The organism is Cetobacterium sp. NK01 (assembly GCF_024506395.1).
In the GTDB taxonomy this organism is placed as follows: Bacteria; Fusobacteriota; Fusobacteriia; order Fusobacteriales; family Fusobacteriaceae; genus Cetobacterium_A; species Cetobacterium_A somerae_A.
In genome coordinates this window covers 1,526,407-1,549,191 of the sequence record NZ_JANIBO010000001.1, presented here as the reverse complement: position 1 = coordinate 1,549,191, position 22,785 = coordinate 1,526,407, and the positions used below count along the sequence as shown (strand labels likewise).

Here is a 22,785-nt window from a genome sequence, read left to right as displayed (position 1 = left end):
TTTACTAATTACATAAAGATTATATACTAAACAACTATAAAATACAAGTTTTTCTTTATAAACTCTTGACATTTTTTCTAAATTTATGATATATATTTTATTAGCCACGTTATATGTGGAGTGCTATTTTTAAGGAGGATACAATGAAAAAAGAAACAAAAGTATTTCAAGCTGAAACTAAAGAACTTTTAAACCTTATGGTACACTCTATTTACACTCATAAGGAAATTTTTTTAAGGGAACTTATCTCAAATGCTAGTGATGCCACTGATAAATTAAAATTCAAGGCTCTTACAGATACTCATATCTTAGATTCTTCTGAAGAACTTTGTATAACTATTACTCCTAATGAAGAATTAAGAACTCTAACTATTACTGATCATGGAATAGGTATGACTTTTGAGGAAGTTGTAGAAAATATCGGTACTATTGCTAAATCTGGATCAAAAGCATTTTTATCTTCACTAGAAGAAGCTAAGAAAAATAATGATTTAAATATAATCGGGCAATTTGGAGTTGGTTTTTACTCTGCATTTATGGTTGCTGACAAGATCATTTTAGAAACTAAATCACCGTATTCTGATAAAGGAGTTAGATGGACATCTACAGGTGAAGGAAGTTATGAAATTGAAGAGATTGATAAGACAGAAAGAGGAACTTCAATTACTTTATATTTAAAAGACAATGATGAAGATAAAGAATTTTTAAATGAATATAAAATCAAAGGCCTTATAAAAAAATATTCTGATTATGTTAAATATCCAATAATGTTAAAAGATGAAAGAATTAATTCAACTAAACCTATTTGGAAAACACCTAAAGATGAATTAAAAGATGAAGATTATAATGAATTTTATAAATCTACTTATCACGATTGGCAAGACCCTCTTTTACATTTTAACTTTAATGTTCAAGGAAATTTAGAGTATAATGCTATCTTATTTATACCACAAGTTCCTCCATACGATCTTTATACAAGAGAATACAAGAGAGGACTTCAGCTATATACTAAAAATGTTTTTATAATGGATAAATGTGAAGAACTAATTCCTCAATATTTTAATTTTATAAAAGGATTAGTTGATACAGATGATTTATCTCTTAACATATCAAGAGAAATTTTACAAAAAACTCAGCAATTAAAGGCTATATCTAAAAATTTAGAGAAAAAAATTATAAGCGAATTTGAAAAATTAATGGCTAATGACAGAGATAAATATATAAAATTCTGGGAAGTTTTTGGAAGACATATTAAATTTGGTGTTCATGAAAACTTTGGGTTAAATAAAGATAAATTAGAAAATCTTCTTCTTTTCAAAAGTTCTAAGAATTTAGATTATACATCTCTTAAAGAGTATGTAGACAGAATGAAAGATGACCAAAAGGAAATTTATTATGCAGTTGGTGAAAATCTAGATATTCTTCAAAAAATGCCTAAGGTTTTAAACGTTATCAATAAAGGTTTTGAAGTTTTATATCTTACAGAGGGTGCTGATGAGTTTGCTTTAAAAACTATGAACACTTTCAAAGAAAAGACATTTAAATCAGTTACTGAGGTAACTTTTGAAACTGAAGAAGAAAAAGAAGAAATTAAAAAACTTTCTGAAATAAATAAATCTCTTCTTGATAAAATAAAAGAAACATTAAAAGAAAAAGTTGTTGAAATCAAATTAAATCCTGAACTTGGAGATAGTTCTGTTTCTTTATCATCTAAAGGTGAAGTTTCTTTAGAAATGGAAAAACTTTTATCTCAAATTCCAGGTAATGAAGGTGTAAAAGCTGAAAAGGTTCTAGAAATAAATCCAAATCATCCACTATTCAACAAACTACAAAACGCTTCAGAAGCTGAACTAAAAGATTTATCAGATATTCTTTACAATCAAGGATTATTAATAGAAGGATTTGCTCTTGAAAATCCATTAGACTTTGTTACAAAATTGAATAATATTCTAAGCAAATAAAATAAGGAAGGGATAGTCCCTTCCTTATTTTATACACTTTTTATTATTCCCATTTTATAGCAGTATAATAACTTTTTTAACTCTTTAACTTGGCTCTCTAAATCTTTTCCTATATCTGTATCTCTCACTTTTAATCTTTCTTTCTTACTATCTACAATCTCAGTTGTAGATTGAAAATCTAAACATTTTTCCACAGAATCTCCAATATTTTCAAATGGTTTATGACAAACTAATCTCTTTCCATGAGAATTAAATATTAGAGTATATCCTGCTATTCCTGTTGTAGATTGATAAGCTTTTGAAAATCCACCATCTATAAGAATTAATTTCCCTTGAGCTCTTATTGGTGTTTCACCTTTTCTTACCTTTACTGGAACATGACCATTTATTATATGAGAATACTCATCTAATATTCCAAACTCTTTTAATATTCTATCAGCAACCTCTTTATTTTCAGAAAATTCATAATAATAATCATAATTCTCCTTATGACTCTCTTTATCTACGAAAAAATATCTTTCAAAAGTTCTCATTTTATCTTTTCCAAAAAGTGGTGAATCTTTCCCGCACCAAAGGTACCATATAAAATCTTTACCTTGAATACTATTTTCATCATAATATCCCTCTCTACAAAGTTGATCACATCTTTCAAACAATCTTTTTCCTGAATATTTTTTTCCAAAAATATCTACCTCTCTAAATCCACCTTTTTCATCTAACGGCATACATCCATGAAATAATAGATTTGAGTTCTTTTTTAAATATACGCTTCCTTTTTCTAATAAAAACTTTATATGCTCTTGAAGTTTTTCACTATTTTTAAAACTTCTCATCAATCCCTCTACTACTTCTTTTTCTCTTTCATTTAAACTATAAAGATTATCTCTATCTAATGTTAAATATGAGTTATCTAAATTATGAAGTAGAAGTCTATCCTCCATATTAAATGTTGGATTTCTTTTTATTACTTCTCCCTCTAATTTAAACTGAATAATCGAAATCGCTTTATGCATTTTAGAAAGTAACTCTTCATCACTACTTTTATCTTTTGTTTTTGGTTTAAACTCACTACATGAATCACCACCGTAAAACTCCATAGCTAAGGTTGCCAAAGGTAATAGATTTATTCCATATCCATCTTCTAATATCTCTCTATTAGAATATCTCAAGCATATTCTAATAGCATTTGCTATACAAGCTCCATGCCCACAAGCTGCACCTACCCATAATATGTCATGATTTCCCCATTGAATATCCACATTATGGTATTTCATAAGCTTATCCACTATTTTATGTGGATATGGTCCTCTATCATAAATATCCCCCACTATATGTAATGTATCTACAACTAATCTTTGAATAAGCATGCTTACATTTATTATAAACTCTTTACCTCTTCCAATATCTATTATCGTATTTATAATACCTTCTATGTAGTCCTTTTTATTTTGCTCTTCAGCTCGTTCATATAAGAGCTCTTGAATGATATAGGAAAATTCTTTTGTCATAGCCTTTCCTACTTTTGATCTTGTATACTTAGAGGAAACTACTTTTAAAACTTCTAATATTCTTGGTATAGTTCTTTTATACCACTCTTCCATATCTATACCTAAAGATTGAATAAGCTCTATTTTTTCTTTAGGATAGTATATTACCGTTGCCAATTGATTTTTTTCCTTTTCAGGTAAATTTATAAATATATTTTCTATTTTTTCTTTTATTACACCTGAACAATTTTTTAAAACATGATTAAAAGCTTCATATTCTCCATGTATATCACTTATAAAATGTTCCGTCCCCTTTGGTAAAGATAAAATTGCCTCTAAATTTATTATTTCTGTTGCTGTTTCAGCAATTGTTGGAAAATTTTTAGCTAAAAGTTTCAAGTATTTTAATTCTTCCTCTTTTATATTCATATCAACTCATCCTTTTTAGTATGGTACTTTGTGCTGCTGCAACTATTGCAATTGGAACTCTAAATGGTGAACAACTAACATAATTAAATCCTAACTCATTGAAATACTCAATACTCTTAGGATCTCCCCCATGCTCTCCACAAACCCCTATTTTTATATTTGGTTTTACACTTTGACCTAACTCCTTAGCTAAAACTATTAATTTACCAACTCCACGAGTATCTATCGATTGGAATGGATCTCTTTTCATTATATTTTTAGCCTTGTAATGATCTATAAACTTTATAGAATCATCTCTTGATATTCCATATGTTGTTTGAGTTAAATCATTAGTTCCAAATGAGAAAAATGCGCTCTCTTCAGCTATTTCATTAGCTATTAGACAAGCTCTTGGTAGTTCCATCATAGTACCTAATTTGTAATCTATCTTCTCATTTTTTTCATCAAAAACTTTTTCAATCTCATTTAAAATTCCATCTTTTATATATTTAAACTCACTAATACCTCCAATAAAAGGTATCATTATCTCTATTTCACAACTTCCGCCCTCTCCTTTACACTCAATAGCTGATTCTATTATAGCCCTTGCTTGCATTTCGTAGATCTCAGGAAAAGTAATTGCTAATCTACACCCTCTATGTCCCAACATCGGATTTTCTTCTTTTAACTCTTTTATTCTACTTTCAATATCTTTTGGACATTTTTCTAATAACACTGCTAACTTTTGTATATCTTTCTCTGTTTTTGGTAAAAACTCGTGAAATGGAGGATCCAAAAGTCTTACATTCATAGGCAATCCACCTAATTTATGTAACATCTTTTTGAAATCAACTTTCTGAAGTTCTAAAAGTTTTTCTAAAGCTTTATCTCTATCCTCTTTTGTATTAGCAATTATCATCTCTCTAACACTCCATATTTTTTCATCTTCAAAAAACATATGTTCTGTTCTACAAAGTCCTATCCCTTCAGCCCCAAAACCTTTTCCAACTATTACATCTGTTGGAGTATCTGCATTCATTCTAACTTCTAAAGTCTTAATCTCTTTACACCATTCTAAAAACTCTTTTAACTCTTCACTAAGCTCTCCCATTTTTAGTTTTATGGCACCTTTATAAATATCTCCATTATATCCATTTATAGAGATTACCTCTCCTTCTTGAACCCTCTCTCCATTTATAGTAAAGAACTCTTCGCTAGAATCTATTTTTATCTCTTCACATCCTGTTACACAACATTTCCCCATCCCTCTAGCTACTACAGCTCCATGAGATGTTGCTCCTCCTTTAACAGTTACAATTCCTTTAGCTAAACTCATGCCTTTGATATCTTCCGGGGAAGTTTCCACTCTTACTAAAATTACAGATTCTCCTTCTTTTATTTTGTCTGTGGAAAGAACTACTTTTCCCACCGCTACTCCCGCTGAACCTGGTAACCCTTTCCCTAAAAACTTTTTTCCAACTATGTCAGCCTCCTCAAATGTCCCATTGAAAACTTGAGGTAATAATTCTGTATCTACCATCAATATAGCTTTTTCTTTAGTTATGATATTTTCATTTACCATATCTACAGCTATCTTTATAGATGCATTTGGACTTCTTTTTCCATTTCTTGTTTGAAGTATAAACAGTTTTCCATCCTCTATAGTAAACTCAATATCTTGCATATCTCCATAGTGTTTCTCTAGGGATTTTGCAATACTTAAAAATTCTTCATAAATATTTGGAAGTTGATTTTTCATTGTTTCAATAGAATATGGTGTTCTTATTCCTGCTACAATATCTTCCCCTTGAGCTTCTAATAAATATTCTCCAAATAATTCATTTTCTCCTGTTGATGGATTTCTTGTAAAAGCTACTCCTGTTCCTGATAGCTCATTAAAATTACCAAATACCATTTCTTGAACTACAACAGCTGTCCCCATACTTTCATCTATATTATTTAGTTGTCTATATATTTTTGCTCTTTCATTATTCCAAGATTTAAAGATAGATTCAATTGCCATTAAAATTTGTTCCTCTGGATTCTCTGGGAAAAACTCACCGGTTTCAATCCAGTATAACCCTTTAAAAGCTTCAATTATTTCCTTGTAAGTTTTCTCTTTAGAATACTCTTTAATTTTTACAAACTTTTCTCTTGAAACTCCTTTTACAATTTCTGAAAACATCTCTATAAATCTCAAATATATTTCATATACAAATTTTTCATTTTTAGTTTTCTCAATTAATTTTCGAACTGTATTATCATTTAATCCTAAATTAAGAATAGTATCCATCATTCCTGGCATAGATACCGGTGCACCTGATCTCACTGAAACTAGTAAAGGATTTTCTCCCTCAAACTCCTTACCTGTTTCTATTTCTAATTTTTTTATTCCCTCTTTTATATCTTTTATCATATTTTCTGATAAACAATTCTCATTCTTAAAATAATTATTGCAAGCTACTGTTGTTGCTATTAACCCATTTGGAATAGGCAATCCTATCTTTTTCATTTCTACTAGGTTAGCTCCCTTTCCACCTAATATCAATTTTTCTAAACCATACCCTTCATTAAATAAGTAAATATTTTTCATAATATCTCTCCTGAACTTTCTAATTTATTTTAATTAAAACTATTCACTTTTTTCTTTGTTCTTATTTTCTAATATATCAAGTAGTAATTTGCTAACATTTGTTTTAGTAAATCTCCCAACTACTTTATATATCTCCTTTCCATTCTTCTCTGTTATTCTAACAACAGGTACTGAGTCTATCTGATGTTCAATTATTTTTTTCACACAGTCCTCTATTGTCTCATCCTCTGTAGAAAATACTATGTTAGGCATTCTTGTCATTATAAGATTTATTGGTATTTGCTCGATATCTCTTTTCCCAATAGCGATTCTAAGCAAATCTTTTCTTGAAACAATACCTGAAAGATTCCCATCCTTTGTTATAAATATTGTTCCTATATCTTTTTCAAACATAAGAAGTACTGTTTTGTAAACTGAATAGCTTTCATCTATAGTTATTGGCATTCCCATTATATGTTTTACTAGTGTTTTATTATTTGATTCTACAAAAGCCTCATTATAAGTATATCCTACTTTTTGCTTTGATTTTATTATTGACATTTTCTTTAAAATTGAAAAATCTGTTCTCAGAGCTGATCTAGTAATATATATCATCTTAGCTATTTCATCTCCTGTTATAGGCCCATGTTTTTTTATTATCTCTACAATCTCTCTTTGTCTTTCCGTTAACTGCATATTAACTCCTTTTTTTAAGTGCGCACTTTATTTTAAAAATTTACTTTATTTTATTAATTTTATAGTAACATCTACTATTTAAAATTGCAACATTTATTATAAAGTGCACATTTATTTTTAAAGTATATATTAACATATATTTTTCATTCTCTCTTTCTAATGGCTTTTTTTTCTCTTTTTAGGTATAATATTTTTGGTGATTAACAATGTTAAAAGAAAAAATAAAAAAAGAATTAAATAATTTTAAAAATGAAAATCGTTTCAGAAAACTTCATATTTTAAATGAAGAACTTTTAAATCTTTCTTCTAATGATTATATGGGACTTGGTAATGATCCTCTTTTAGTTGAAGAATTTTATAAATTATATCCAAATCTTCCTTTATCCTCTAGTTCATCTAGATTAATTAGTGGATCTTATTCTTTAGTTATGGAACTAGAAGAGTTTGCCCAAAGTATTTATAAAAAACCTGTTTTATTTTTTAATAGTGGCTTTGATTGCAACTGTTGTATTATTGAAACTTTTTGTAATGAAAAAACTTTAATTATTAGCGATAAATTAAATCATGCTAGTATTCACGATGGAATCTTACACAGCAAAGCTACTTTATTGAGATACAAACATCTTGATTTAAAACATTTAAAACAACTTTTAGAAAAAAATAAAGATAAATACGAAGATATTTTTGTTATCTCAGAAACTATTTATAGTATGGACGGAGATTGTGTTCATTTAGAAAATTTAATAGATTTAAAATCTCAATATAATTTTTCACTAATTATTGATGAAGCTCATTCTTTTGGAGTTTACTCATATGGTATGGCCTATGAAAAAAATTTAATAGATCAAATAGATTTTCTAGTAATTCCTCTTGGTAAAGGTGGAGGCTCTACAGGTTCTTACTTAATTTGTAATGAACTGTACAAAGAATATATAATTAATCGTGGTAGAAAATTTATATACACTACTGCTCTTCCACCTGTTAATATTGCTTGGAATCTATTTATTTTACAAAAAATGATCACATTTAAAAATAGAAAATCTTTACTTTTAGAATTACAAAGTTTAGCTCATTCTTTAATCAAAGAGTATAATATGCAAACTCTTTCAACTACACATATTATTTCTATTATTGTTGGAAATAACGATAAGCTTGATAAAATTACTCTTTATTTAAAAAATAAAGGATATTTTGTTTACGGAGTAAAAGAACCTACTGTTCCTAAAGGAACTTCTCGCATTAGAATTGGATTATCGCCAAATTTAACAAAAGATAATATCATTAATTTTTTTCAGGAGTTGAATTATGCACTTAATACTTTTTTTTAATGGATGGGGAATGACAGAGAGGATAATCAATCATATTAGCTCCCATGATAATTTAGATGTTCATTGTATCAACTATCCTTATAATATTGAAAATATTGATTTTTCTAAATATAGAAGAATATATGTTATTGGATGGTCTTTTGGTGTATACTATGCTTCTCGATTTTTATTAAAAAATAAAAATCTCAATTGTACTTCTATTGCTATAAATGGAGTCCCATACATTATTGGACAATACGGGATATCTTTAAAAATGTTTCAATTTACTTTAAAGACTTTATCACTAGAAAATTTAAAAAAATTTTATCTAAATATGGGGCTGTCTTTAGAATATTTTGATAAGTCCATAAATTTAGATATCTTAAAAGAAGAATTAGAATTTATTCTTAATAATCCTATAACTAATCATCACTCTTTTGATTATGTTTTTTTAGGGAAATTAGATCGGATTATTCCCTACTCTAAGCAGCTAAAATTTTATAAAAAAGAGGTTAGCAAAATTATAACTCTTCAATGCGATCACTATGCCTTTAAAAGTTTTAAAAATTGGAGGGATATAATTGGTAAAGAAAATGAACTTTGAAAAACAATTTAAAAATTATGATTATAATGCAATTACTCAAAAAAAAGTTGCCGAAAAATTATTAACATTTATTGATAATTCTGAAAAATATGATACTATTTTAGAGTTGGGATGTGGTACTGGAGTTTTTACTAAAACTCTTTGTGAAAATTTAAAATTTAATCACTTAGATTTAAATGATATTTTTAATACTCAAGAATTTTTTAAAGATATCGCATACAGAAATTTTTTTATAGAAAATATGGAGTTACTAGAATTAAAAAAATATTCATTGATTGTTTCTAGTTCTGCATTTCAATGGGTTGATGATTTAGAAACTCTTATACAAAAAATTTCTAAAAATACTTCTCAACTAATTTTTTCCATTTATTCAAAAGGAAATCTAATTGAGATACTTAATCATTTTGGAGTATCTTTGAATTATAAAAGTACTAATGAAATTTATAAAATTTTAAAAAAATACTATACTTTTGTAAAGTTTCAAGAGGATGAGTTCATATTAGAATTTCCAACTCCTCTTAAAGCTTTAAAACATTTAAAAGAAACTGGAGTGACTGGATTTTCTAGCTCTAGCTACTCTTTGACTAAAAGTTTTAAATCTACTTTACTAACATATAAAGTAAGTTATTTTTCTTGTAAAAATTAAAATCAAGGAGGATTTAAAATGTTATTTTACAGACCTAACTACTTAATGATGACTGCTGGACCTACAACTGTTTCTGGTAACACCCTACACGCTAGAAGCAAGGTATTCGGAAATCCAGATCTGGATCCTGACTTCTTAAGTTATTACAAATTTGTTTGTCATAGGCTTAGAAATTTTATTGGATCAGATCACTCTAAAATTCTTATAATGAGTGGAGAAGGAATGCTTGGGCTAGATGCAGCGTGTGCCTCTCTTACTGAAAAAGATGACAAAGTTTTAGTTATCTCTAATGGTTTCTTTGGAGAAGGATTTAAAGAACTTATTGAGCCTTACGGAGGAAAAGTTACTTTATTCGAATCTAGCTGGAAAAAATCAATTGATTTAGATAGCTTAAAGTTATTTTTAGAAAAAGATTCAAATTTTAAATATGCAACTATTATCCATTGCGATACACCTAGTGGTTTATTAAATGATATTGGCCCTATATGTCAACTATTAAAATCAAAAGGTATTTTAACTGTTGTTGATACTGTAGCAGCACTTGGTGGAGTAGACTTCAGAATGGATGAATGGGGTGTAGATATAATGCTTTCAGCTTCACAAAAAGTTTTTTCTGCTGCTCCTGGTTTAACAATTGTAGCAGTTAGTAACGATGCTTGGAAAGTAATGGAGAATAGAGCAACTCCTATTCCATCTTTTTATTGTAATCTGTTACATTGGAAAAATATTGAAGAAAAAAGATCTTTTCCATATACTATGCCTGCTAGTGATATAATCAGTTTAGGAACTGCTATTGATAATCTGTTATCTGAAACCCTATTCAGAGTCTTTGATAGACACGAAGAAATGAGAGATCTTTGTATTGAAAGATTGAAAGAACTAGGTTGTAAATTATTTTTAGAATCTAATTTTTCTCCTACTGTTACTGCTTTCTACCCTCCTGATGGTATTAGAGCAGAAGATCTATTAGTTCATTTAAGAACTAAATATAATATTTTACTTTCAGGATCTTATGGTCCTTTAGCTGGAAAAGTTATTAGAATTGGACATATGGGTGAAAATGCTCGTGAAGACAGAGTTAGATTTACTCTTGATTGTCTTGAAAAAGCTATCATAGATTTAAAATAAAAAAGTCGGGATATCCCGACTTTTTTATATCTCTTGTCTTCCATCTAAAGCTCTTGATATAGTTGCCACATCTGCAAATTCTATATTTCCACCCATTGGAATTCCACTAGCTATTTTTGTTACTTTTACATCAAATGTCTTTAAAAGTTTTGTCAAATATAAAGCTGTTGTCTCTCCCTCTAAATCTGGATTTAAAGCAAGAATAACTTCCTTTATATTCTCTTTTGCCACTCTTTCTAACAATGATTTTAAATTTAGTTTATCTGGAGTCATACCATTTAATGGATCTATCTTACCATTTAAAACATGATAACTTCCTTTATATCTCTTTGTTTTTTCTAAAGGAATTATATCTCTACTATCCTCTACAACACAGATAATATTCTTATCTCTAAATTCATCTCTACATATATCACATATGTCATCTTCACTAAAATTACCACAAATTGAACATTTTTTTACAGTTTCCTTTACATCTTTCAAAGCTTTTGAAAATCTTTCAACTTCTTGATCTGACATCTCTAAAACATGAAATGCCAATCTCACTGCACTTTTTCTTCCAATTCCAGGTAATCTATTAAATTCATCTATCAATATCTCTAATGACTTAGTTGCCATTTAAACTCCTTATTACTTTTTTTCTATTGGAGCTTTTTGAGCTAATGTTCTTGTAATCTCTTTTATGCTTTTAGAAATTTCTCTTCTTTCTTTTCCTAACTCAGCATTTTTGATTATATAGTCATCAACTCTATCCTCATAGTCACCTTTCATATTTTCAATTATATCAATAATCTCAGCATAAGTCATTCCAGGCTTTAGATACTCCTTTAAGTTTGTTAGAAGATCAACTCTTTTTCTGTTGTCTCTTATTTTTCTATCGTTATCTTCAATTTCTCTTTTAATCTTATTTTTTCTTCTTTCTTTTCTAACAACGTCTAAAACTGTAATCATATTCTCATCAGCTCCTATTTACAAAGTGTTAATGCTAATTCATAATCTTTTCTAATATCATATTTTCTTTTACCTTCCCAAGCAAACGAAATTGGATGAGTTACTAATTCATTACTTTCAATTCCTACCATAACTCCACCTTCTCCTGCTTCAAGAAGCTCAACTGCTTTTGCTCCCATTTTTGTTGCTAAAACTCTATCAAATCCAGATGGAGTTCCACCTCTTTGAACGTGAGCTAAAACTACACTTCTTACTTCTGTTGTTACTTTTTCCTTTAATTGCTTTTCAATTTCAAAAACACTTCCAACACCTTCTGCTACAAGAACAATATCATGTAACTTCCCTTGTCTTCTTCTTTCTTTTATTTGATAAGCTAGCATCTCAATAGGTTCATCAATTTCAGGTATTAAAACTCCGTCTCCTCCACCTGCTAATGTAGCATGAAGAGCTAAATCTCCAGCGTGTCTTCCCATAACTTCCATTAAAATTGTTCTCTCATGAGAAGTTGCTGTATCTCTTAATTTTGACATAGCATCTAATATTGTGTTTAAACAAGTATCAAAACCAATTGTATAATCTGTCCCTATTATATCATTATCTATAGTTCCAGGTAAACCTACAACTTTAAATCCATGCTCTTTTGATAATAGATCTGCACCTCTATAAGATCCATCTCCTCCTACAACAACAATACCTTCAATTCCTCTTTTCTTTAAATTTTCAGCTGCTATTGCTCTAAATTTAGGATCTTTAAATTCTAAACATCTTGCAGTTAAAAGAACTGTTCCACCTCTATCAATAATTCCAGATACATGACTTCCATTCATTTGAAATATTTCATCATGAACCATTCCTAAATATCCTCTTCTTATTCCATATACTTCCATTCCTTTTGCTAAGGCTACTTTAGCTACTGCTCTTACTGCAGCGTTCATTCCTGGAGCGTCTCCTCCACTTGTTAAAACTGCTATTTTTTTCATAAGCTTAACACCTCCGACACTTTCTATTAAAATTTAGATTTAGTTCTCTGTAAAACTTCCCATTTTTCTAAACTTATTATATCTATTTTTTAGTAAAGTATCCACATCTAATTTAGATAACTCTAAAAGTGATGATAAAATAACACTTTTTAGGTCATTTGCTGCACACTTATAATCTCTATGAGCTCCTCCTAAAGGTTCTTTAATTATCCCGTCAATTATACCTAAACTTTGTAAACTTGGACCTGATATTTTTAAGTTGTTTGCTGCTTCTGGGGCTTTTGATGAATCTTTATATAAAATTGCTGCACATCCCTCTGGAGAAATAACTGAGTAAACAGAATTTTCTAACATATAAACTTTATCAGCTACTCCTAATGCTAATGCTCCACCTGATCCACCTTCTCCTATAACTACAGAAATTATAGGTACTTTTATTCCAGCCATCTCTAATAAATTTCTAGCTATAGCTTCTCCTTGACCATGCTTTTCCGCTTCAATTCCTGGGTAGGCTCCAGCTGTATCTATAAGATTAACAATTGGTATAGAAAACCTTTCAGCCATCTTAAATAATCTCAATGCTTTTCTATAACCTTCTGGACTAGCCATTCCAAAATTTCTAAAAATATTCTCTTCTATTGTTCTTCCTTTTTGATGTCCAACAATCATCACTTTCTTTCCATCAACCTTACATAAACCACCTACCACAGCTGCATCATCCTTACATAGTCTATCTCCATGTAATTCAATAAAATCAGTTGTCATATGCTTTATATAATCTAAAGTATATGGTCTTTCTGGATGTCTTGCTATTGAAACTCTATCCCAATCATTTAAATTTTCATAGGCTGCCTTTAAATACTCATCTCTTTGTTTTGAAAGTTTTTCTATTTCTAAACTTAAATCTATATTTTTTTCTTTTGAAAAATTCTTAAGCTCTACTATTTTAGTTTCTAAATCTAAAATTTCACTATTAAATTTCATGACACTCTCCTATAACTAAACTCTTTCTAGATGATATTATCTAAAACTTTATGAAGAGTTCTCTTCATATCCTCTCTTTTTGTTATTACATCTACCATTCCACACTCTTGTAAAAATTCGCTTCTTTGGAATCCATTCGGTAATTTTTGTTTTATTGTTTGCTCAATTACCCTTTGTCCAGCAAAACCAATTAAAGCATCTGGTTCTGTCATTATTATATCTCCTAACATAGCAAAAGAAGCTGTTACTCCTCCCGTTGTTGGATTAACTGGTATTGATATAAATGGCAAACCTGCTTCTCTTAATTTTTCTAAAGCTGCTGATGTTTTAGCCATTTGCATAAGCGACAAAATCCCTTCATGCATTCTAGCTCCACCCGAAGAAGCTACAATTACTACAGGTATTCTAAATTTTATTCCTCTTTCTATAGCTCTTGTTATTTTTTCTCCTACTACTGATCCCATACTTCCACCTAAAAACTCAAAATCCATAACAGCTATACTTACTTTTATTCCAAAAATATCTCCAATTCCTGCTACTACTCCTTCTAGCATCCCTGTTTTTTCAACTGCAGCTTCGTATTTCTCCGTATACCCTGGAAAATCTAATGGATTTTCTGAAACTAAATTCTTATCCATCTCTTGAAATGTTCCTTCGTCTATTAAAAGAGATATTCTCTCTTTTGCACTCATTGAAAAGTAATAATCGCAATGCGGACATTTTTGTAAATTCTGTTCGATATCATTTTTATAAACAATCTCATGGCATTCAGGGCATTTTTCCCAAAGGCCTGTTATTTTAGTTTTCTTTATTATTTTTTCTTCTTTTTCTTCAACTTTTTTATTTTCTGATTTATTTTCTTTAACAGTTAAAGTCGCATACTTCTTTTTATTCAAAGAAAAAAACTTCATAATTTTCCTCCTGAAACTTTATTTATTTTTAAATATTTCAATATCTCATTCTATAAGATTTTTCACTATATTTCAATATTTATTTGATTTTGACACCTTTATATTATAGAATATGTATTGATAATGTTCATGAAATGGGTGATTAAAATTACAGGTGATATTAATAAATTAAGAGATGAAATTGATGCTATTGATAAAAAAATTATAGACTTAATTTTAAAAAGAATGGATATTGTTCATCAAGTTGGTTTAACTAAATCTAAATCTAAAACTAGAATATATGTTCCAGAAAGAGAAGTTGCTATATATAAAAAATTAAGTTCTTGTTCTAATCTTTCATCGAAAGAAATTCAAAGTTTTTACACAGAGATCATATCAGTTTGTAGAAAATTAGAAGATACTCTAAATGTTGGAATAAATAGAGATATCTTTTCTCTACTTGGGGTTAAAAAAATTTTTGGAGAGTATGTAAATCCTATTTTTTTTAATACTTTAAATGAAATAGATTTATCTTCAATCCATTATATACTTCTTAAATTTTCTAAAGAAATGATAGATTTTCTTTTAAAAAATAATTGGTATATTATAAATAAAATAGATGTTGAAGAAGAAACTCTGTATCTTTTTTCATTTTATAAAAACGAAATATTAAATTACGACGATATTATTGTTTTTCTTTATAAAGACATACTTTCAGAAGATCATATAAAAATAGAAAATAATCTTTTTATAAATTTTCTTTCAAGAAAGCAAACTGAAAAATTAAAAAATTTAGATATCAATATTATAGGTTTTATTCCTAATATATAACTAAATTTATAAGGGGGGAGTTACAATGTTAAAAAAACTTATTGGTATATTTTTTAGCTTTTTATTAATAGGGTGTAATAACCTTTCAATTCCTAATCCTATGGAAAGTTCTGAAAAAAGTGAAAGAATGACGACATCTGTGGATTCTGAAAATGAAGTAATAGGAATTGGGTCTTCTAAAATTGGCAGTAGCGGTACTTTAGTTGCAAATGGTAAAGCTACTCGAGAAGCAAAAGAAAAATTAAAATCTAAAATTTTATCTGAAGAAGATATCATTTTCAAGTCATTTTTAGTTTCAGCTGATCCTTATACTAAAAAAATTCTTTCTCCTGCTTTATCTGATTTAATGGATTATACCGCAACTCAGCTTGTTCAAAAATCTATAGAAAAAGATAATTGGATGGAAAATAATAAAGTTTATGTAGTTTATAGCATCTCTAAAAATGAGATTTTAGCTGAATCCCAAAATATATTCGTTCAATATATCGATGATATAACTAGTAAATTTCAGCTTATTAAAGAGGGGGTAACTCAAACACAATGAATATAGAAACACTAAATTTAAATAGTAATTATCAAAAAAACGAATTAAAAAACTTTTTAAAAAAATTTGATCTTAACTTTGATGAAACAATTGATTATTCCTTAGTTATTAGAAAAGATGAAGAAATTGTTGCTACAGCTTCTAAAAGTAAAAATATTATAAAATGCTTTGCTATTGACGATTCTTTAAGAGGAGAAGGAGTTACTAATACTCTTGTAACAACGCTTCTTAACAAATCTTTTGATCAAGGAATTTTCCACACTTTTGTTTTTACCAAACCTTCTAATGAAGATATTTTTAAAGGTGTTGGATTTAAACCAATCTCAAAAACTGATAAAGTTGCGCTTCTAGAAATTGGAATGAACTCAATTGATAAAACTATTGATAAAATTAAAAACCAATTAAATTGGTCTAATAATACCAACAACGGACTACTTATAATGAACTGTAATCCTTTTACTTTAGGTCACCAATTTTTAATTGAAACTGCAGCTAAAGAAATGGATAATGTTCTTGTTCTAGTTGTTGAAGAAGATAAATCTTCGTTTCCATTTTCAGATAGAATTGAATTAGTAAAAGAGGGAACAAAGCATTTGAAAAATGTAACTGTTTTACCAAGTACAGAATATGTTATTTCTTCTGCTACTTTTCCTAACTATTTCCTTAGAAAAGAAGACGATTCACTAATTGAGTTTATGAAATTAGATACTAAAATTACTGCAGAACATTTTTGTAAAAAACTTGGTATTTCAACTAGATTTGTTGGTGAAGAACCTTATTGCGATGTTACTAAAAAATATAACGAAACTATGATAGACACATTTAAAAATTTCAACTTAAAAGTTGTAATAATCCCTAGAAAAGAGATGGGACATTGTGCTATTAGTGCTTCACAAGTTAGAGCTCTTTTAAAAGCCGATAAATTAGATGAAGTTAGAAATTTAGTTCCAAATTGTACTTTCGAATATTTAACTTCAGAAAAAGGAAAGGAGATTACAGAGAGAATAAAAAATTCTAACTCTGTTCACTAATTATAGATGTTTAACTTAGAAGAATTTTTATTAATGAGAGAAAAAAGAGTTGATATTCAAAACTATATTATTAAAAAATATAACAACCCAATTTTAGTTCTTAGGGCCAATTACCCCGGAGAAGATAAGAATGCTTTTGTTCCCAAATATATAATAGAAATTATTAAAGAAGAGATTTCACAAATTTTTAATTCACAAATTATCTTTATAAAAAAACTAGAATCAATAGAGGGTCCAACCTATATTTACTCTATTAAATCTATTGGAAAGAATATTAAAAAAATAGCTATGGAAATTGAAGAATCTCATATTTTAGGTAGATGTGTCGATATCGATGTATTCGATAAAGATGGATATGCATTTTCTAGAAAAGATTTTGGAGGAGAAAAAAGACAGTGTCTTCTTTGTGAAGAGATGGCTTTTATTTGTGGAAGAAATAGAACTCATACACAAAAAGAAGTACAAGAAGCAATCGAAAAAAAATTAGAAAAGTATTTAGATATAAAGAGAAGAAAAGATTCAATAATTGATTCTTTTTCAAATTTAGCTTTAAAATCTCTTATTCTAGAAGTTTCTGCTTCCCCATCTTTTGGTTTAGTCTCACCGCACACCAAAGGTTCACATGAAGATATGGATTTTTTTACATTTGTTGATAGTAGTTTTTCTTTATCTACTTATTTTAAACAAGTTGTTGGAGCTGGGTATTCTTCTTTATCAGTAGATTTGATTTTTAAAAAAATAAGATATATGGGAAAATTAGCAGAGCGAGACATGTTTCTTGCCACTAATAATGTAAATACACATAAGGGAATGATTTTTTTAATGGGTATTACTGCTGCATTAGCAGCTAAAGCTAAATTTGAAAATCTTCCTTTTAATGATATCTCTTTCTTAATTAAAAAGATGTGTAAAGATATTTTAAAAGATTTCGATAATATTCACCAAAAAACAAACCTTACTCACGGAGAAAAACTTTATATAAAATATGGAGTTGTCGGTGTAAGAGGAATTGTTAAAAATGGCTTAGATCTTATTTTTAATAATGCTATCGCCATTTTTCAAAATTCTATTGAAAAGCAGGAGCATATTAACCATGCTATGATTAGAACTCTTGTATTTTTAATGAGTAATCTTGAAGATACTACAATCTTACATAGACATGATATTGATGTTTTAAATTTTGTTAGAAATAAAGCTAATGAACTTCATTTAAAATTTGATAATAATTTTTTAGATTTAATTCTTTTAAAAGAGATTGAGGATAGCTTCATAAGTAAAAGAATTAGTCCCGGTGGAGCTGCTGATCTTCTTGCAATAACTATGTTTTTAGCATTTATTAAAAAATATTTTTAGTAAATTTAAAGAGGCTGTTTATAGCCTCTTTTTTATAAATATTTTATCGTTTCTTTTATGATTTCAGCTGTTAATCCCCAAATAACTTTGTTTTCATATATATACAAAAAAACTTCTCTTGGAGAACTTTTCCAAGGCGAATGATACATTTTAGGTAAATTTAATTCTGCTGCAGGGAAACTATATTTTATGCCATTTTCATAATAGTATGGTTTTGTTTCTACTTCTAATTTTTCAATTCTGGGTTTATTTATTTTAAAAAATTCAACTGGAACTAAAAAACTTTCTTCTACTTCATTTTTATTCAACTTTAAATTCTTAAGTTCCTCTTCATCTATAACTCCTAAAAAAGCTTCTACCATTATGCCTGATGGTATTACAAGTGTTCCCACTTTTCCCATCACAGTTATTTTTTTTATTCCAATCTCTTCTTCGCATTCTCTTAAAGCCGCTTCTAAACTTGTTTCATTTTCCTCTATTTTTCCTCCTGGAAAAGAAATATCTCCTCCCTGCCTAACATTACTAGCTCGCTTTTCAAATAAAAAATATTTTTCCTTATTTTTTTCAACAACTAAAGCTATTACTGCTGAATTAAAATATCTTTCTTTTCCAATTATTTTTTCTGTAAAATCTATTTTCATTTTAACTCCCTCCTATTATTTATTATAATATTTATTTTATGAAATTCCTTCTATTTTTTCATGATTACTTTTGAATGACTTTGAAAGAAATTGATTGATTTTTATTTTATACTGTGATAATATAGTTTTTATAAAGGAAGTGATTTTTATGTTAAATATAGAACGAGAAAATTCTATTTTAGAACTATTAAAACAAAAAGAGGTTGTTAAACTTCAAGAAATTGTTGAACTTTTAAATATCTCAGAAGCTACTGCTCGAAGAGATTTAGCTTCTCTAGAAAAAAAAGAACTTATTACAAGAGTTCATGGAGGAGCAATTTTAAACAACTCTTTCGATACTATAAAGGATTTTAATATACAATACAGAAGAAATCTTAATAGAGAAGAAAAAGAAAAAATTGCAAAATATGCTGTAAGCTTTATAAAAAAAGATTCATACATCTTTCTTGATGCAGGTACAACAACTCTTTGTATGATTAAATATTTAAAAAATCTTAATATAAAGGTAGTTACAAATGGCTTAAATCTAATAGACGAATTAGAAAAATATAAAATTGAGAGTTTTTTAATTGGTGGAAAAATCAAAAGTAAAACTAGTTGTACTGTGGGATTTTCTGCTGCAAAATATTTAAAAACTTTTAATTTTCAATATGCCTTCATTGGAGTAAACGCTCTTAATTTAGATGGATATAGTACTCCTGATTTTGAAGAAGCTCTTGTTAAAAGTGAGGCCATAGATAAAAGTGAGCATACGTTTTTTCTTTGTGATCACTCGAAAATTGGGAAAAGTAGTTTCACTATTTTCTCAACTTTAGATAAAGGAACTTTAATTACAGATCGGTTGCTTTCTAAAGAATATCAAAATATAGTAAAAGTGGAGGTAGCAAAATGATATACACATTAACTTTAAATCCAGCTCTAGATTATTTTTTAAGCTTCGATTCATTTGTTGAAGGAAATTTAAACATTCCGAAAGAGACGTATAAACTCCCTGGTGGTAAAGGAATCAATGTTTCTAAAATCCTAAAAAATTTTGATACAATTTCAACTTGTTTAGGATTTATAGGTGGTTTTACAGGAGAGTTTATAAAAACTACTTTAACTAATGAAGGATTAAATACTAATTTTTTCTATATCAATGAAGATACTCGTATAAATATTAAGATAAATAATAATGGTCTTGAAAGTGAAATTGCTGGTACTTCTCCTACAATTTCAAATGAAAATTTAGAAGAATTATTTAATTTTTTAAAAAATAATCTTAAAGAAAATGATATTTTAGCTTTATCTGGAAGTGTTCCATCATCAATAAAATCTTCTATATACGCTGACATTATTGATATTATTCCCAAAGGTGTTAAAGTTATTTTAGATACTAGAGGGCTTCCTTTTGATATTGCTTTAAAAAAAGGTGTATTTTTAATAAAACCAAATAAAGATGAAATTAATGAATTTTTCCAAGCTAATTTTTCAACTAATGAAGAATTAATTGAAGCAGGAAAAAAGCTTCAAATTCTTGGTGCTCAAAATGTTTTAATATCTTTAGGATCTAAAGGTTCTATCTTTATAGCAGATAATGACATTTTTATAAGTGGAGTACCTGAAGGAACTCTTATAAGCTCTAATGGATCAGGAGATTCTATGATTGGAGGATTTATTTATGGTCTTAACAATAATTTTTCTTTAAAAGAATGTTATAAAATTGGAATTGCTTCTGGAAGTGCAACAGCTTTTTCTAAAGGTTTAGCAACTTTTGATACTATGAAAAATTTACTAAAAGATATTAAAATTTTAAAATTATAACTAGGAGGATATAGAATGTTAGACAAAATGTTAGTTAAAAGTTGTATTAAATTAAATTTAAATGCAAAAAATAAAATAGAAGTTATTGATGAACTTGTTGATCTTCTTTATAGTGCAGGAAGACTTAATGATAAAGATGAATTTCGAAAAACAATTTTAAGAAGAGAGGAACAAAGTTCTACAGGTTTAGAGGAAGGAATCGCTATCCCTCACGGAAAATCTGCTTCCGTTAAAATTCCAACAGTTGCTTTTGGCCTTTCAAAAGATGGTATTGATTATGATTCTCTAGATGGAGAACCTTCTAAATTATTCTTTATGATTGCCGCTCCTGCAGATGCCACAGATTCACATATCGAAACATTATCTCAACTTACATCTCTTTTATTAGATGATGATATTAGAGAACAACTTTTAAAAGTTAAAACAGAGCAAGAAGTTTTAGACATACTTTTAAAAGAAGATAAAATTGGAGAAGAGCTTGTCCAGCCTAAAAACGCCAATGAACAATACGATGTGCTCGCTGTAACTGCTTGCCCTACTGGGATTGCTCACACTTATATGGCCGCTGAAGCTTTAAATAAAAAAGCTAAAGAGATGGGAATTAACATAAAAGTTGAAACTAATGGTTCTACTGGTGTTAAAAACCAGCTTACTGATGAAGAAATTAAAAATGCAAAAGGAATTATTGTTGCAGCAGATAAAAATGTTGATATGGCTAGATTTAATGGAAAGCACGTTGACATTGTTGGAGTTAAAGAGGGTATTAAAAGACCACAAGAATTAATCCAAAAAGCTATTGATCAACAAGCACCTTTATATTCTAATAATGAAACGAAATCATCTTCAGGAGCTAGTGAAAGAAAAGGATTTTATAAGCATCTGATGAGTGGAGTTTCAAATATGTTACCTTTTGTTGTTGGTGGAGGTATATTAATTGCAATCTCATTTATCTTTGGTATAAAAGCTTCTGATCCAAGTGATCCAAGTTTTAGTCCAATTGCTAAACTTTTAATGGATATTGGTGGTGGAAATGCTTTCTTTTTAATGGTTCCAGTTCTTGCAGGATTCATAGGAATGAGTATTGCTGATAGACCTGGATTTGCACCTGCTATGGTCGGTGGTTTAATATCGGCTAACAATGGTGGAGGTTTTCTTGGTGGATTAGTTGGTGGATTCCTTGGTGGGTATGTTGTTCTTTTCTTAAAGAAAATATTTTCTAAATTACCTGAAAAATTAGAAGGAATTAAACCTGTTCTTTTATACCCACTATTTGGAATTTTAATAACTGGTATTCTTATGTATGGTGTTGTTATATCTCCAGTAGCTGCTGTTAATAATAGTATTACTAATTTCTTAAACTCTTTAGGAACTGGTAATTTAATATTGCTTGGTGCGATTGTTGGAGGAATGATGGCTATTGATATGGGAGGTCCTATAAATAAAGCTGCATTTACCTTTGGAATTGCTGCTATAGCTGCTGGAAACTACTATCCTCATGCTGCTGTTATGGCTGGAGGAATGACTCCTCCATTGGGAATTGCTTTAGCTACTACATTTTTTAAACACAAATTCTCTACTGAAGAGAGAGAAGCTGGTTTAACTAACTATATTATGGGAGCTTCTTTTATAACTGAAGGAGCAATACCTTTTGCTGCTGCTGATCCTATTAGAGTTATTCCTAGTTGTGTTATTGGTTCTGCTTTAGCTGGAGGTTTATCAATGGCATTTAAGTGTCAATTACCAGCACCTCATGGTGGATTATTTGTTTTACCTATCATTACTAACCCAATGATGTATCTATTATCTGTTGTTATAGGTTCTCTTGTTACTTGTGTTTTAATTGGTGTTACAAAACCATCAAAAAATTTATAATATATTGAATTTAAAGGGGTTTATTATAACCCCTTTATTATTTTTTTGTCAAATTTAAAAAATTAACTGTTAATTAACTTGACATTTAAAATTAAT

21 protein-coding genes are annotated in these 22,785 nt (G+C 28.5%); 12 read left to right on the top strand and 9 right to left on the bottom strand.

Annotated features, from left to right (window positions below):
- Positions 1-143 precede the first annotated feature (143 nt).
- Positions 144-1,961 carry a molecular chaperone HtpG gene (gene htpG, locus NON08_RS07555; protein WP_256690847.1) on the top strand — a complete coding sequence of 606 codons (1,818 nt, stop codon included), beginning with the start codon at positions 144-146 and terminating at the stop codon, positions 1,959-1,961.
- Between the two features lie 29 nt (positions 1,962-1,990).
- On the opposite strand, the gene NON08_RS07550 is transcribed toward htpG, so the two are convergent.
- Genes NON08_RS07550 through NON08_RS07540 form a run of 3 tightly spaced genes read right to left on the bottom strand, consistent with a single transcriptional unit; the run spans position 1,991 to position 7,124 of the window.
- A complete protein-coding gene (locus NON08_RS07550; protein WP_256690846.1) occupies positions 1,991-3,877 on the bottom strand; it encodes a fructose-1,6-bisphosphatase in 1,887 nt (628 codons plus the stop codon).
- A 1-nt stretch (position 3,878) separates the two neighbouring features.
- Positions 3,879-6,449 (bottom strand): pyruvate, phosphate dikinase, encoded by a 2,571-nt coding sequence (ppdK, locus tag NON08_RS07545; protein WP_256690845.1) that lies wholly within the window; start codon positions 6,447-6,449, stop codon positions 3,879-3,881.
- 39 nt (positions 6,450-6,488) lie between these two features.
- Entirely contained in the window at positions 6,489-7,124 is a 636-nt protein-coding gene (locus NON08_RS07540) for a helix-turn-helix transcriptional regulator (protein ID WP_256690844.1), read from the bottom strand.
- A 206-nt stretch (positions 7,125-7,330) separates the two neighbouring features.
- Between NON08_RS07540 and NON08_RS07535 the strand changes: the two genes are divergently transcribed.
- Genes NON08_RS07535 through NON08_RS07520 form a run of 4 tightly spaced genes read left to right on the top strand, consistent with a single transcriptional unit; the run spans position 7,331 to position 10,809 of the window.
- Positions 7,331-8,452, top strand: a complete 1,122-nt coding sequence (locus tag NON08_RS07535; protein ID WP_256690843.1) for an aminotransferase class I/II-fold pyridoxal phosphate-dependent enzyme — start codon at positions 7,331-7,333, stop codon at positions 8,450-8,452.
- Entirely contained in the window at positions 8,430-9,035 is a 606-nt protein-coding gene (locus tag NON08_RS07530) for a pimeloyl-ACP methyl esterase BioG family protein (RefSeq protein WP_256690842.1), read from the top strand. Before NON08_RS07535 ends, NON08_RS07530 begins: the two co-directional genes overlap by 23 nt.
- Positions 9,013-9,681, top strand: coding sequence for a methyltransferase domain-containing protein (locus NON08_RS07525; RefSeq protein ID WP_256690841.1), 669 nt, complete (start codon positions 9,013-9,015; stop codon positions 9,679-9,681). Before NON08_RS07530 ends, NON08_RS07525 begins: the two co-directional genes overlap by 23 nt.
- An 18-nt stretch (positions 9,682-9,699) precedes the next feature.
- Positions 9,700-10,809 carry a pyridoxal-phosphate-dependent aminotransferase family protein gene (locus NON08_RS07520; protein ID WP_256690840.1) on the top strand — a complete coding sequence of 370 codons (1,110 nt, stop codon included), beginning with the start codon at positions 9,700-9,702 and terminating at the stop codon, positions 10,807-10,809.
- A gap of 24 nt (positions 10,810-10,833) precedes the next feature.
- Here NON08_RS07520 and recR read toward each other — a convergent pair whose 3' ends face one another.
- From recR to accD, 5 genes are read right to left on the bottom strand one after another with little or no spacing between them, the layout of a single operon-like run.
- Complete coding sequence (recR, locus tag NON08_RS07515) at positions 10,834-11,427, bottom strand: recombination mediator RecR (RefSeq protein WP_256690839.1); 594 nt, start codon at positions 11,425-11,427, stop codon at positions 10,834-10,836.
- 12 nt (positions 11,428-11,439) lie between these two features.
- Entirely contained in the window at positions 11,440-11,760 is a 321-nt protein-coding gene (locus NON08_RS07510) for a DUF496 family protein (protein ID WP_256690838.1), read from the bottom strand.
- A 14-nt stretch (positions 11,761-11,774) separates the two neighbouring features.
- Entirely contained in the window at positions 11,775-12,740 is a 966-nt protein-coding gene (gene pfkA, locus NON08_RS07505; protein WP_256690837.1) for a 6-phosphofructokinase, read from the bottom strand.
- Between the two features lie 39 nt (positions 12,741-12,779).
- Complete coding sequence (locus NON08_RS07500) at positions 12,780-13,724, bottom strand: acetyl-CoA carboxylase carboxyltransferase subunit alpha (RefSeq protein WP_256690836.1); 945 nt, start codon at positions 13,722-13,724, stop codon at positions 12,780-12,782.
- Between the two features lie 26 nt (positions 13,725-13,750).
- Positions 13,751-14,635, bottom strand: coding sequence for an acetyl-CoA carboxylase, carboxyltransferase subunit beta (gene accD / locus NON08_RS07495; RefSeq protein WP_256690835.1), 885 nt, complete (start codon positions 14,633-14,635; stop codon positions 13,751-13,753).
- Positions 14,636-14,773: 138 nt separating this feature from the next.
- Here accD and NON08_RS07490 point away from each other — a divergent pair, with 138 nt between their 5' ends.
- The 4 genes from NON08_RS07490 to citG are packed head-to-tail and all read left to right on the top strand — an operon-like array spanning position 14,774 to position 18,373.
- Positions 14,774-15,445, top strand: coding sequence for a chorismate mutase (locus NON08_RS07490; RefSeq protein ID WP_256690834.1), 672 nt, complete (start codon positions 14,774-14,776; stop codon positions 15,443-15,445).
- 25 nt (positions 15,446-15,470) lie between these two features.
- Positions 15,471-15,989, top strand: coding sequence for a hypothetical protein (locus NON08_RS07485; protein ID WP_256690833.1), 519 nt, complete (start codon positions 15,471-15,473; stop codon positions 15,987-15,989).
- On the top strand, positions 15,986-17,020 hold the full coding sequence (gene citC / locus NON08_RS07480) for a [citrate (pro-3S)-lyase] ligase (protein WP_256690832.1): 1,035 nt from the start codon (positions 15,986-15,988) through the stop codon (positions 17,018-17,020). The genes NON08_RS07485 and citC overlap by 4 nt, the downstream gene beginning before the upstream one ends.
- Positions 17,021-17,026: 6 nt before the next feature.
- The gene (gene citG / locus NON08_RS07475; RefSeq protein ID WP_256690831.1) at positions 17,027-18,373 is read left to right on the top strand and encodes a triphosphoribosyl-dephospho-CoA synthase CitG; all 1,347 of its coding nucleotides are present in this window, start codon (positions 17,027-17,029) and stop codon (positions 18,371-18,373) included.
- A gap of 32 nt (positions 18,374-18,405) precedes the next feature.
- Here the strand turns inward: citG and NON08_RS07470 are convergent, their stop codons facing one another.
- Positions 18,406-19,014, bottom strand: coding sequence for an NUDIX hydrolase (locus NON08_RS07470; protein ID WP_256690830.1), 609 nt, complete (start codon positions 19,012-19,014; stop codon positions 18,406-18,408).
- A 148-nt stretch (positions 19,015-19,162) separates the two neighbouring features.
- Between NON08_RS07470 and NON08_RS07465 the strand changes: the two genes are divergently transcribed.
- From NON08_RS07465 to NON08_RS07455, 3 genes are read left to right on the top strand one after another with little or no spacing between them, the layout of a single operon-like run.
- Positions 19,163-19,906 carry a DeoR/GlpR family DNA-binding transcription regulator gene (locus NON08_RS07465; protein WP_256690829.1) on the top strand — a complete coding sequence of 248 codons (744 nt, stop codon included), beginning with the start codon at positions 19,163-19,165 and terminating at the stop codon, positions 19,904-19,906.
- Entirely contained in the window at positions 19,903-20,817 is a 915-nt protein-coding gene (pfkB, locus tag NON08_RS07460) for a 1-phosphofructokinase (RefSeq protein ID WP_256690828.1), read from the top strand. Before NON08_RS07465 ends, pfkB begins: the two co-directional genes overlap by 4 nt.
- A 15-nt stretch (positions 20,818-20,832) precedes the next feature.
- Positions 20,833-22,689: a fructose-specific PTS transporter subunit EIIC gene (locus tag NON08_RS07455; RefSeq protein ID WP_256690827.1), complete on the top strand. Its 1,857-nt coding sequence runs from the start codon at positions 20,833-20,835 to the stop codon at positions 22,687-22,689.
- Positions 22,690-22,785: the final 96 nt, after the last annotated feature.

Coding starts and splice junctions, on each gene's coding strand:
- NON08_RS07455 (WP_256690827.1), top strand. CDS start 20,833: ATGTTAGACAAAATGTTAGTTAAAAGTTGTATTAAATTAAATTTAAAT.
- NON08_RS07465 (WP_256690829.1), top strand. CDS start 19,163: ATGTTAAATATAGAACGAGAAAATTCTATTTTAGAACTATTAAAACAA.
- NON08_RS07540 (WP_256690844.1), bottom strand. CDS start 7,124: ATGCAGTTAACGGAAAGACAAAGAGAGATTGTAGAGATAATAAAAAAA.
- NON08_RS07510 (WP_256690838.1), bottom strand. CDS start 11,760: ATGATTACAGTTTTAGACGTTGTTAGAAAAGAAAGAAGAAAAAATAAG.
- recR (WP_256690839.1), bottom strand. CDS start 11,427: ATGGCAACTAAGTCATTAGAGATATTGATAGATGAATTTAATAGATTA.
- accD (WP_256690835.1), bottom strand. CDS start 14,635: ATGAAGTTTTTTTCTTTGAATAAAAAGAAGTATGCGACTTTAACTGTT.
- citC (WP_256690832.1), top strand. CDS start 15,986: ATGAATATAGAAACACTAAATTTAAATAGTAATTATCAAAAAAACGAA.
- pfkB (WP_256690828.1), top strand. CDS start 19,903: ATGATATACACATTAACTTTAAATCCAGCTCTAGATTATTTTTTAAGC.
- NON08_RS07485 (WP_256690833.1), top strand. CDS start 15,471: ATGTTAAAAAAACTTATTGGTATATTTTTTAGCTTTTTATTAATAGGG.
- NON08_RS07520 (WP_256690840.1), top strand. CDS start 9,700: ATGTTATTTTACAGACCTAACTACTTAATGATGACTGCTGGACCTACA.
- htpG (WP_256690847.1), top strand. CDS start 144: ATGAAAAAAGAAACAAAAGTATTTCAAGCTGAAACTAAAGAACTTTTA.
- citG (WP_256690831.1), top strand. CDS start 17,027: ATGTTTAACTTAGAAGAATTTTTATTAATGAGAGAAAAAAGAGTTGAT.
- ppdK (WP_256690845.1), bottom strand. CDS start 6,449: ATGAAAAATATTTACTTATTTAATGAAGGGTATGGTTTAGAAAAATTG.
- pfkA (WP_256690837.1), bottom strand. CDS start 12,740: ATGAAAAAAATAGCAGTTTTAACAAGTGGAGGAGACGCTCCAGGAATG.
- NON08_RS07535 (WP_256690843.1), top strand. CDS start 7,331: ATGTTAAAAGAAAAAATAAAAAAAGAATTAAATAATTTTAAAAATGAA.
- NON08_RS07550 (WP_256690846.1), bottom strand. CDS start 3,877: ATGAATATAAAAGAGGAAGAATTAAAATACTTGAAACTTTTAGCTAAA.
- NON08_RS07470 (WP_256690830.1), bottom strand. CDS start 19,014: ATGAAAATAGATTTTACAGAAAAAATAATTGGAAAAGAAAGATATTTT.
- NON08_RS07530 (WP_256690842.1), top strand. CDS start 8,430: ATGCACTTAATACTTTTTTTTAATGGATGGGGAATGACAGAGAGGATA.
- NON08_RS07500 (WP_256690836.1), bottom strand. CDS start 13,724: ATGAAATTTAATAGTGAAATTTTAGATTTAGAAACTAAAATAGTAGAG.